The organism is Fodinibius sp. SL11 (genome assembly GCF_052060035.1).
Classification (GTDB): Bacteria; Bacteroidota; Rhodothermia; order Balneolales; family Balneolaceae; genus Fodinibius.
Map to the genome: position 1 here is coordinate 415,887 of NZ_JBPOEA010000002.1, position 12,431 is coordinate 428,317.

Here is a 12,431-nt window from a genome sequence, read left to right on the forward strand (position 1 = left end):
CAATTTAAGCTTAGTTTAACGCCTCATTCACCAGTTTCTCCTGCTCAGCCTTGTGAACCTTCTTCTGTCCGGCGGCTGGTGAAGCCGAAGCCTGACGCCCCACAAAGCGCAGATTCTGTCCATCTTTTAACTGCTGCATAATACGTGTTGAGACAAACGTCCAGGCGCCCATATTTTGAGGTTCTTCCTGACACCAGACAATATCATCCACATGACTGTATTCATCCAGAATATTGCTAATGTCGTTATCAGGAAACGGGTAAAATTGCTCTAATCGAACAATAGCCACGTTATCAATTTCTTCATCCTGTTGCTGCTTGTAGAGATCATAATAGACCTTACCGGAACAAATGACCAGTCGATCAATATTGCTTTTGTCTTCAACTTTCTGATCAGGAATAAACGGCTGATATTGACCTTCAGCTAAGTCATCTGTTTTAGAAGTCGCCATGGGGTGGCGCAATAAGCTTTTTGGCGACATAATGATCAATGGTTTTTTATTATCCTGTTTAGCTTGCTTGCGCAGTATATGGAAGTACTGAGCAGGCGTTGTCAGATTTACGACCTGCATGTTATCTTCGGCACAAAGTTGAAGGTACCGCTCCAGTCTTGCAGAAGAGTGCTCGGGGCCCTGTCCTTCGTAACCATGGGGCAGTGTCATTACCAGAGATGATTTTTGTCCCCATTTGGCTTCACTTGCAGAAATATATTGATCCATCATCACTTGGGCACCGTTGGCAAAATCGCCAAACTGAGCTTCCCAAATGACCAATGCATCCAACTTGGCCGCACTGTATCCAAATTCAAATCCAACAGCAGCAAATTCACTTAACAGACTGTTATAGGGATAAAATGGAGCCTGATCTTCGTCAATATTATTGAGCGGAATAAACTGTTGATCCGTTTCGGTTCCATGCAGGATTGCATGGCGATGTGAGAAAGTACCTCGTTCGGCATCCTGTCCCGTTAGGCGAACAGTGGTACCATCTTTGAGGAGCGATCCGAAAGCAAGTGCTTCGGCAAAGCCCCAGTCGATTTTTTTCTCATTCTTTTCAACAGTTTCGGCGCGTTTAGCCAGTTGTCGTAATAACTTGGGATTCGCATCAAAATCTTTGGGAACGGTATTTAGCTTAACGGCGATATCTTTGAGTTCTTCCTCAGGATAAGTGGTATCGGGGAATTCTGCCCAATCATCCTGTGTCATTTCATGACGGTCAATCATATCTTCTGTGACTTCGAGAGGAGAAGCATTTTTTGCATCTTCAAAAGCCTCACGAAGAAGCTCATCAAATTCATCAAAAATTTCCTGCATCTCTTCTTCAGTAAATTCACCGCGTCCCAACAGGGTTTCTGTATAAATATCACGGACTGTAGGATGGTTCTCGATTTCTTTATACATACCGGGTTGGGTAAAGGCCGGTTCATCGCCCTCGTTGTGACCGTGCTTACGGAAGCCAATCAGATCAATAACCACATCTTTGCCAAACTTTTGCCGATATTCGAAGGCCATCTGCATGGCATGTACGGCTTCTTCTGGATTATCTCCGTTAACATGGAAAATGGGTGCTAAAATAGCTTTTGCCAGATCAGAAGCATATTCGGTCGACCGTCCATCTTCGGGCAGAGTTGTAAATCCTATTTGGTTATTAATGATCAGGTGGATCGTACCGCCCGTTTTGTACGCATCCAGTTGCGACATATTTAACGTCTCTGCAACCACACCCTGACCTGAAAATGCTGCATCACCGTGGATAAGGACGGGCACATTTTTCTTTTCGGCATTTTTGCCATCATGATCCTGAGTAGCACGTGTAGCTCCCTCAACAACCGGGTTCACCGATTCGAGGTGACTTGGATTCGGCATTAATTCAATTTCCACCTCTTCGCCTGATGTGGTTTCATACGTACCTTTGGATCCGAGGTGATATTTCACATCACCGGAGCCTTGGATGCTCCCAGGATCGAGATTACCCTCAAAATCAGCAAACACTTTGCGATAAGGCTTATTCATAATATTAACGAGGATATTTAAACGTCCCCGGTGAGCCATGCCCATAAATATTTTCTCAACCTGATCTTGCCCCGCTTGTTCCAGCATGTGATGCATCATCGGGATCAGCGTATCAGCTCCTTCAAGTGAAAAACGTTTGTGACCAATGTATTTTTTATGCAAGAACTGCTCAAAGGCCATTGCCTGATTGAGCTTATGTAAAATCTTTTTCTTCTGATCTTTGGTTAGATCAGGGGTATTGGTTGTGGATTCCATGCGCTCGCGTAACCATTTCCGCTCATCCAGATCCAGCAAGTGCATAAATTCGGCTCCCATCTTGCCGCAATAGGTTTCTCGCAGCAGCGTAATAATCTCGCGGAGCGTTGCTTTTTCATTCCCGCCGAGGCCGCCGCAATAAAACTCACGATCCAGATCCCAGAGCGTGAGATCATAGTAGCTAAGATCGAGTTCTGGGCTTTGTCCCGGTTCGTCACTCAATGGATCGAGGTCAGCAAGCACGTGCCCGCGCGTGCGGTACATGTTGATGAGTCTCATTACATTAATGGCGCGCTTGTTTTGCTCCAGTGTAGCACCGCTGCCATCAAGCTGACCTACATAGTTGTCAGCGCCATAGGGCAGGGGATCGTAAGGAATCTCAAGATCTTCAAAAATTTCGTTGTAGAAGTTCACTTCACCGTTCAGCAGGCTGTGTACTTTCTTCAAAAATGCGCCCGACTCAGCCCCCTGTATTACACGGTGATCATAGGTCGAAGTCATATTCATGACTTTGCTGATGCCCAGCTTGTTGAGCACCTCTTGCGACATTGATTGATACTCGGCCGGATAATCGATGGCGCCTGTTGCAATAATGGCTCCCTGGGTTTTCATTAGTCGTGGTACCGACTGCACCGTCCCAATCATGCCGGGATTCGTCAACGTAAGGGTCGTCCCCTGGAAATCAGAAATTTCGAGATTGCCATTGCGGGCCTTGTCAATAAGATCAGCATAGGCATAGAGGAACTCCTTAAAGTTCATTTTATCTACGCCTTTGATGTTGGGAACAAGCAGGTTGCGAGACCCATCCTTATTCTGTACATCAATAGCCAGACCCAGATTCACTTGCTCCGGAATAACCTTGTAAGGCTCTCCATCCTTATACATGAATGAGTTGTTCATGTTGGGATACTCTTCCAGGGCTTTGATAATCGCCCACGCTATGTAATGCGTGAATGAAGATTTAGGTTCGTTGCGTTGTTTCAGATGCCGGTTGATAATAGCACGATCCTCAATGAGCATCTTCATTGGCAGTGAGCGTACAGAAGTAGCTGTAGGAACCTCCAGACTTTCATCCATATTTTGGACGATCTTGCTGGATACGCCTTTTATTTTTTCAAGTGTAGCTCCAGAGGGGATATCAGCATCGGTATCGTCTTTGGGCTGAGGGGCTTTTTTCTGTTTCTGGGGCTTCGATGGAGCACTTTGGGCAGTGGATGACCCGTTACCGGTTTTCTCTGCCTCTGGTTTTAGATCTTCTGGCCGTTCAACGCCTTCAATCTCATCAAAATATTGGCGCCAGTGATTGGGAACAGAAGAGGGGTCTTCTTTATATTGGTTAAACAGTTCTTCAACAAGTGCGGAATTAGGTCCGAAAACAGCTTCAAGCGACTTCAAAATAGGTCTTTTGAGTGGGTTTAGATTATTAGTAAATAAACGTCTGCAAGAGTTAATATTGACTGTTATTTTTGGTTTCTTTCAACCATAAACAATCAAGCGTAAAGTTAATCATTGTTATGTTAAATTACGATTCTTGAGCAGAGATAATTTTTGCTTCTATTTTGCTAATTTTGATACCGTAACAATGATTTTATAAAGTAGGTTTCAGCAAATTTATGAACGATAAAGTAAAAGAAAAAACAGGGGCAGAAGAAGTGCAATGGGATCTTTCTGACCTCTATAAATCTATTGATGATCCCGCTCTTGAAAATGATAAAGAAAAGGTTGTTGAGCAGGCCAAAGAATTTGCATCAACATACAAGGGAAATGTTGCCGAGCTGGATGAAGAGCAAATGAAGCAGGCTCTTGGAGATTATGAGAAGCTAATTGAGACCGTTGGCAAGATCGGTTCGTATGCCCACCTGATCTGGTCCACCAACACGAATGATCCCAAATACGGGAAGTTGATGCAGGAGGCCAACGAGCTTTCATCAGAAATCCACCAGATGCTGGTATTCTTTGATGTGGAATGGCTGGATATGGACGATGAGAAAGCACAAAGGTTGATTGACAGTGATACTTTGGCTCACTATCAGCATTATTTGGAGACCTCTCGACGGTACAAGGAACACGTGCTGAGCGAGAAAGAGGAGCAGGTGTTATCCGCAAAGAAAGTTACCGGTCGCAGTGCCTGGAATCGCTACTTTGATGAAACCATGGGTGCGGCCCGTTTTGAACTGGATGGGGAAGATCTGACACAGCAGGAGGTATTAAGTAAGCTCCATGAACCGGATCGAGATCTGCGAAAACGTGCGCATGCTTCACTAACGGATACATTTGAAGATCACAGTCGTACGCTCACGTTCATCTTTAACACATTGCTGGCTGACAAGCATACTGATGACAAACTGCGTGGATATGACAGCTGGATTTCATCGCGCAATTTGGCTAATGAGATTGATGACGAAACCGTTGATACTTTAATTAATGCGGTAACCAATAAGTACAGTCTTGTGCATCGGTTTTATAAGTTAAAACGAAATTTACTGGGATATGATGAGCTGTATGACTATGACCGTTATGCGCCATTGCTAAAAAGTGAAAAAAAGATCAGCTGGAGTGAAGCACGGGAAATGGTTATGGATTCCTACACTGATTTTCATCCAGAGATGGGCACAATCACCAGTAAATTTTTTGATAATAACTGGATTGATGCCGCAATGAAACCCGGGAAACGAGGGGGGGCTTATTCGGCCAGTACTGTTCCGTCGGTGCATCCCTATGTATTTATGAATTTTGACGGTAAGGTTCGCGACGTACAAACATTGGCTCACGAATTGGGACATGGGGTTCATCAGTATTTATCCAGAGAGCAGGGGGCTCTGCAGGCAGATACGCCCCTTACGACTGCCGAGACCGCTTCAGTATTTGGCGAAATGCTGGTTTTTCAAAAACTGATGGGCAAGCTCGACGATCCCAAAGAAAAGCTGGCACTGCTGATTGGTAAAATTGATGATACCATTGCAACGGTCTTTCGCCAGGTTTCGATGAATCGGTTTGAAGATGCGATGCACACCCACCGGCGTGAGAAAGGGGAGCTTACGACCGAGGATTTTTCTAAATTATGGCGTGAGACACAGGAAGCGATCTATGGTGATTCGGTAACACTTACAGAGGAATATGAGATCTGGTGGAGCTATATTCCACATTTTTTACATACACCGGGCTATGTGTATGCATATGCTTTTGGAGAATTACTGGTGCTGGCGCTTTACCAACAGTACACCCGCTCTCAAAATGGATTCTCCGATAAGTATATTGAGATGTTGCGTGCCGGGGGATCGGACTGGCCGGAACATATAGTTGGCAAGCTGGGATTAGATATAACGCAGCCGGACTTTTGGGATAATGGTCTTGCGGCTATTGAGGTGATGATTGAACAGGCAGAAGAATTGGCTAAAAAAATAAATTAACCGGGATGGATAATTACGCAACGGCACGGGAAAAGGAGCGATCGAATGCCGAATTAATGGGACAGAAACGTCAGGAAAAGGCTCTGCGTGAATTTAAGCAGGTGCTGAATGATCTGATCTTTATGTTACAAAGTGCTTCTGAGATGGAAACGGTGTATATGTACTGGGTCAACCGTTCGCGCGAGCAGTTTGTTATGGAAACGAAATCGACGGTGTTCGACAATGTGATGTTCAAAGATCGGATCAGTTTTGAAAATCATTTTCTCGATGAGTTCAAAGATCTGGATGAACCGGTTGCTATTGAAATCGGTGAAGATATTCCTGCCTCTTCGGTAAGTCATTACTACAATGAAGTACCCGTCAAGTATATTACCTTACTGCCATTTGTGAATAATGGTGAAACGGTGGCGATAACAGTGTTAGAATCAAGAGATCATATCTTTACCGAAAACAAAAGCGACGTTATTTATTCCTATATCAATGCGCTTCGTAATGTGTTAAATACTTATTTGGAGATTAGTGATCTTTACGAGCAGCAGGATGAGTGGATCAATTACGAGGATTGTATTTCAGATTTAGAGGTTCGATGTCACCGTAGCGAGTTAATAAAGAAGCTATTGAATACGATCCAGTCGTTTTTGTATGATGGTGGGGTATCATTTATCACCCGTGGTATGGACGATTGGTATAATGTGCTTAATGCGGATGAAGCTAAATATGCACCGCCGATTGGCATGAAAATGGAAGAGCGGTCAATGGCTTATGAAGCTGTGGAACAGGGCCAATCTGAGTTCGCTATTCATTTTAATAATAATCCTAAGCGCCTTTCGCCAAGGGAGCTGAATTCTGAGGGCGCAACGCTTGCTATTCCACTGATGATGAAAGGGCGGCGGCAGGGGGTCGTGTTGGTGTACGATAAAAACCCACTCTTATTTAAAGAATCTACCAAGCATAAACTGGTGAATTTAGTACGTATAGCGGGATTACAGATGCTCTCGAATAATCCCAATCTCGATGTTGACAACTCCGTTTTTGCCAATCAGTATGAAGCGTATTTGCCGGAGCTGTGGGAACGGACCATTAATTCAGAATTACTGCGTATGAATCCTGATTCAGATATGCAGAAAAGTTGGTTTGGGTTGGTAACACTTTCCAATCTGCCTGAGTTGCGGACTAAGTTGCGGATGGATCAGCTGGATCAGATGCAGAAAGATTTGATTACTTCATTTAATCCCAGTCAATTCGGGTATAACGGTATTTTGGGATATAATTCTGACTATGTATACTCTTTTTTAATACAAAGTAAAGATGAGGACGCTATTAAAAATTGGAGTAGCTCTGTAAAAAAGAAGTTTAATGGTTCGTTTGAGCTTTCTAATGGCATCCATATTGAAACAGGTATAAAAGTAGGATTTGTACGCCTGGATAGTGACTACTCTGACAGCTACCAGGTATTGAAAAATGCCAAATCTGCCTTGTCACAAGCATTGAATTCCAATAAAAACGAAGCAGTATAACGGTTATGGGAAATTGTTATGTAATTGTTGTTGATGGACTCGGCGTTGGGGCACAGGAAGATGCAGCCGAATATGGAGATGAAAACGAAAATACACTGGGTCATCTTTGTGAAGAAACAAAAGTTAAACTGCCCAATTTGCAGCGTATGGGACTTGGCAATATTATCCCTCTGGCATCGGTTTCGGTAGCATCGAAACCTATTTGTGCTTACGGTAAAATGCGTGAACAATCAGCCGGCAAGGATTCGACTACGGGACATTGGGAACTTGCCGGTATACAGCTTAACAGACCTTTTCCTACGTATCCGGATGGGTTTCCCAAAGAAGTTATTGACCAGTTTTGTGAGGGGATCAGTGTTGAAAAGGTACTGGTGAATAAACCATATTCCGGCACCGAAGTGATAGCTGATTATGGTGAAGAGCATTTGGAAACGGGTTATCCTATTGTATACACTTCAGCCGATAGCGTTTTTCAGGTTGCTGCCCACGTGGATGTCACACCGGTGGATACGCTTTACAAATGGTGTAAATTTGCACGCGAAGAAGTTTTGCAGGATGAGCATGGTGTAGGGCGCGTTATTGCACGACCATTTACGGGAAAACTGGGTAGTTTTGAACGCATTTCTGATAAACGGCATGACTATTCGATGAATCCGCCTCAACATAATATTATTAATCGGCTGCGCCAGCAGGGGATCAAAACGTATTCTATTGGCAAAGTCGTTGACCTTTTTACTGAGGAGCATTTTACCCAGTTCAGGCGGACAAAAAGTAACGCAGAAGGAATTTCTCAGTTGTTAAGTTTGATGTCGGCTGCGAAAGACAGTTTTGTATTTGTGAACCTGATTGACACCGATCAAAAGTACGGCCATCGTCTTGACCCTGAAGGGTATGCGGAATGCCTGCAGGAGTTTGATCGGGCAATACCGGCAATTGTAAGTAAGTTGGATGAGGGTGATATATTGATCATTACCGGTGATCACGGTAACGATCCCACATCCGAAAGCACTGATCACAGCCGTGAGTTTGTACCTGTACTATTATGTCCGGCGGAAAAGGCAAAACAAGTAAACTTGGGAACGCGTGATACATTTAGTGATATCGCCAGTACAGCTGCCAATTTCTTTGGGATTTCGGAAACATTTCCCGGCCAGTCAATGTTAGAAAACAATGAGCAGAGCTGATAAAATCAGTTCGAAATTTATGTTTTAAAGCTTTATATTATAGAGATCAATAATAGGCAACATATATTCTATTTAATCGTTGTATCATCCCATTTAATCTGATTGTCTTATCAAAGTGATCTTTAGCAGCAGATCAAATCTACGTACTTATAAATCCTAATTTAACCCATCATATCCCGTGGCTAGAAGTTCAGGTATTTCTACTCGAGAATCAGAATCTCTCGACCGCTATTTGCAGGAGATAGGAAAAGAAAAACTTATCACCCCTGAGGACGAAGTCAGGCTTGCCAAAGAGATCCAAAAAGGCAGCCAAAAAGCACTTGAAGATTTAACAAAAGCAAACCTTCGTTTTGTGGTTTCTGTTGCAAAGCAGTACCAAAATCAAGGGCTTTCTCTTGGCGACCTTATTAATGAAGGAAACCTTGGCTTGATTAAAGCCGCCAAGCGCTTTGATGAAACGCGTGGTTTTAAATTTATTTCATACGCTGTTTGGTGGATTCGCCAATCTATTTTGCAGGCACTTGCTGAGCAAAGCCGTATTGTACGTTTGCCATTGAACCGTGTAGGTGCGCTAAATAAGATTGGTAAAGAGCTTTCTAAACTGGAGCAGGAGTATGAGCGTGTCCCTTCTGCTGCCGAGCTTGCCGAAAGCCTTGATATGACCGTTTCGGAAGTGGCTGATACGCTAAAAATTTCTGGACGGCACCTTTCTGTGGATGCTCCTTTTGCACAGGGCGAAGACAACCGCCTGCTTGATGTGCTTGAAAATGAAGAAACTCCAGATCCTGATACGGATCTGATGGGAGAATCACTGAAAGTTGAAATTGAACGAGCACTTTCAAAGCTCACGAACCGAGAGGCAGAAGTAATCCGCCTTTATTTCGGAATTGGTCGGGAGCACTCATTAACACTCGAAGAAATTGGTGAGCGTTTTGATTTAACACGTGAACGTGTCCGTCAGATTAAAGAAAAAGCTCTTCGAAAATTGCGTCACCATAACAGAAGCGCCGCACTGCGTGCGTATTTAGGTTAAAACTTATATCTATTTTAATTATTAAAAGCCCCGAATTTCGGGGCTTTTTTATTTGTCTAAACTTTTGATAGAATAGGAGTAGGTGGTAAATATTCCTCTGGAAGATTCGTTTATATGAATATGAAAAAAACTATCAGTGGATTTCTGTTATTTCTTTTAGTTGCCGTTGCAGCGAAGGCACAAACATATCCTTTTCGCACGTATTCTATCGAAAACGGATTGAGTGAAGCCGTGGTGAATACCATAACGCAAGACCAGGATGGATACTTGTGGATTGGTACTGGATACGGCTTGAATAGATTTGACGGTATCGAATTTAATAACTATTACGTTGAAGACGGCCTGCTGAATAACAGTATCCAATCGCTTTATACCGACCGCAAGAAACAGTTATGGATCGGTACCGACAGCGGCGTAAATGTTATGAGAAAAGATAGTATTCAAACCATCCCGGAGTTGCGGCCTCTGGAGTCGAGTTCTGTTTTATCCATTTTGGAAGACAGTCAAAATGAGTTTTGGTTTACCACCGACGGGGAGGGCGTTTGGCACTGGGATCAAAACCAAGAGCTTACCCAATATCGAGAAGTGCATGGGATGGGAAGTAATCGCGTTCGGGATGTTCTGGAGGATGATAATGGCGTTATCTGGTTTGCTACCCGAGATGGACTTACGAAGCTTGAGGATGGTAATTTTAGAACTTTTACTACTCAACATGGACTGCCGGATAATCGACTCCGGGATCTTGCATTGACGAAAGAAGGGACAATATGGATTGCCAGCCGGGGCGGTTTGTGTACTGTATCCGGTGAGCAAATCAGTTGTTATACCGAACAAGACGGTTTAATAAATAATCGGATTCAATCCATATCAACAGACGAAAATAATAATGTATGGCTGGGAACCGAAGAGGGGGCCAGCTACTTTTCAGACGGTGAATTTAGGAATTATTCGGTCGATGAAGGACTCTCGAATAATATTATTTATTCGACTTATTTTGATAGCGAGGACCATATATGGTTCGGTACATTTGGTGGGGGGATAAGTCTATTTTTAGGGGATCAATTTCAAAATTTTACCATTGAAGATGGCTTACCAAATAATGTCATTACCTCAATCACTGAAGATAATAGTGGATATTTTTGGGTTTCCACTTACGGTGGAGGGATAACCAAAATAGATGGTCAAACGCTTGAGACGGTAAATGCTGCTGACGGATTGGTTGATAACAAGGTTTATACGGTACGGACCGATTCCAAGAACCGCTTGCTTATTGGCACGCGTTGGGGGTTTAGTATCTATGATTATAACACCTTTAATAATTTTGATGAACAGGAGCTTCCGCACCGGAAAATCCGAGCAATTTTGCCTTCTGGTGATGGGGAGGATATTTTGTTGGGGACATATGGGGAAGGCATTATCAGATATCAGGATGATGAATTCAGTCAATTTACCGAGGATGATGGGCTGGCCAATAACACGGTAATGGCGTTGGAAAGGGGAAAGGATGGCTCTGTTTGGATCGCTACTTATGGTGGGTTGAGCCAGTTTAATGGCAACGGGTTTACCAATTACACAATTCAGGATGGGTTACCTCATAATGGTATTTTGGATGTGTTGGTTGATAATAGTGGAGAATTATGGGTGGCTACTTTTGGGGGTGTGGCTCGTTTTACCAAGAGCGGCTTCGAATCAATAACAGTTAAGGAGGGGTTGCCCGATGAGGTATGCTATTTTATAGAACAGGATGATCGCGGTATTTTTTGGATAGGTACTAATAAGGGCGTTGTTCGATTTGATTATGAGGCTTATCAGTCCGCAGCTGAAAATAATGATACCCAAATTTTTCAACTGCTTACCACAGATCAGGGACTTACGTCTAATGAGATGAATGCCGGAGCTTCATTTAAAGACAGCCACGGACGCCTTTGGTTTGGATCGGTTGGCGGGCTTTCCGTCTTTGATCCATCAAAAGAAAAGATTATCAGTAATTCCCCTAAGGTACATATCGAAAATATCAGCGTTTCCGGCGAACAACTTGCAATTAAGGAGCCGCTGTATATCGGAAGTGATAATCGCAATATCACTTTTGAGTTTATTGGTATCAGCTTTGCGGCGCCTCATCAGATGAAGTACCGCTACCGGTTAAAAAATTCAGATGAAGGATGGCAAGCAACGACCCAGCGATCGGTTCGGTATTCTGCGCTCATGCCGGGCGATTATACTTTTGAGGTAAAAGCTCAGAATTTAAACGGATACTGGAGTCCTCGGGCCGCCAGTATTAGTTTTTCGGTTCAGGCTCCATTTTGGTTGCGGTGGTGGTTCGTTGCACTGATTATTATCGCTTTTACAGGGATAATCCTCTTTATTTATAATTACTATCGTGTTAAAAAGATGGTGGAAATGGAGCGCATGCGCGTGCGAATTGCCAGTGATTTGCATGATGATGTAGGATCGGCTCTGACAGAAATTGCTCTGCAGTCTGATTTTTTACAGACGATGAAGGTTTCGGATAAGCTGGAAGAATCCCTGAAACAAATTGGTGCTCAAAGTCGGCGAATTGTTACCAGCCTGGATGATATCGTATGGTCGATTGATGCCCGCAACGATACGGTTGGTGACTTGACGGATCGCATGCAGGATTATGTTAATAATGTATTGCCCGACAGAGAAGTTTATTACGATTTTGATTGCAATATGCAGCAACAAGTGGAGGTGTCTTTAAAAGAAAATCTTTATCTGATCTTTAAGGAAGCGATTAATAATATTGCAAAGCATTCAAATGCCGATCGTGTGGATGTTAAATTATGTGCCGGTGGTAATAAGTTTATAATGGGTATCAAAGACGATGGCACCGAAGTTTCCGGCTCACGGCAAAGCGGGCAGGGGTTACGGAATATGAAGATGCGTGCGAAACGAATCGATGCAAAAATAACCTTTAATAACAAGAATGGTTTTGAAGTTATAGTAGAGAATCGTAACTAATTAGTATAGATGTAGTCCTAAATGTAAATCCACACGATA

Annotated in this window: 6 protein-coding genes; 5 read left to right on the forward strand and 1 reads right to left on the reverse strand. The window is 43.4% G+C overall.

The features are described from left to right. Positions 1-10 precede the first annotated feature (10 nt). Entirely contained in the window at positions 11-3,661 is a 3,651-nt protein-coding gene (locus ACQ76V_RS04985; protein WP_440999374.1) for a multifunctional oxoglutarate decarboxylase/oxoglutarate dehydrogenase thiamine pyrophosphate-binding subunit/dihydrolipoyllysine-residue succinyltransferase subunit, read from the reverse strand. Between the two features lie 218 nt (positions 3,662-3,879). Here ACQ76V_RS04985 and ACQ76V_RS04990 point away from each other — a divergent pair, with 218 nt between their 5' ends. From ACQ76V_RS04990 to ACQ76V_RS05010, 5 genes are all read left to right on the forward strand, one after another. After that, positions 3,880-5,676, forward strand: a complete 1,797-nt coding sequence (locus tag ACQ76V_RS04990; protein ID WP_440999375.1) for a M3 family oligoendopeptidase — start codon at positions 3,880-3,882, stop codon at positions 5,674-5,676. Positions 5,677-5,681: 5 nt separating this feature from the next. Further along, on the forward strand, positions 5,682-7,193 hold the full coding sequence (locus ACQ76V_RS04995; protein WP_440999376.1) for a GAF domain-containing protein: 1,512 nt from the start codon (positions 5,682-5,684) through the stop codon (positions 7,191-7,193). Positions 7,194-7,198: 5 nt separating this feature from the next. After that, entirely contained in the window at positions 7,199-8,377 is a 1,179-nt protein-coding gene (locus tag ACQ76V_RS05000; protein WP_440999377.1) for a phosphopentomutase, read from the forward strand. Between the two features lie 178 nt (positions 8,378-8,555). Beyond that, on the forward strand, positions 8,556-9,410 hold the full coding sequence (locus ACQ76V_RS05005; RefSeq protein ID WP_095607284.1) for a sigma-70 family RNA polymerase sigma factor: 855 nt from the start codon (positions 8,556-8,558) through the stop codon (positions 9,408-9,410). A 120-nt stretch (positions 9,411-9,530) separates the two neighbouring features. Further along, positions 9,531-12,392: a ligand-binding sensor domain-containing protein gene (locus ACQ76V_RS05010; RefSeq protein WP_440999378.1), complete on the forward strand. Its 2,862-nt coding sequence runs from the start codon at positions 9,531-9,533 to the stop codon at positions 12,390-12,392. Positions 12,393-12,431: the final 39 nt, after the last annotated feature.

Bases quoted from the DNA above. Each gene is read 5' to 3' on its own strand.
- ACQ76V_RS05010 (WP_440999378.1), top strand. From the start codon at position 9,531: ATGAAAAAAACTATCAGTGGATTTCTGTTATTTCTTTTAGTTGCCGTT.
- ACQ76V_RS05000 (WP_440999377.1), top strand. From the start codon at position 7,199: ATGGGAAATTGTTATGTAATTGTTGTTGATGGACTCGGCGTTGGGGCA.
- ACQ76V_RS04995 (WP_440999376.1), top strand. From the start codon at position 5,682: ATGGATAATTACGCAACGGCACGGGAAAAGGAGCGATCGAATGCCGAA.
- ACQ76V_RS04990 (WP_440999375.1), top strand. From the start codon at position 3,880: ATGAACGATAAAGTAAAAGAAAAAACAGGGGCAGAAGAAGTGCAATGG.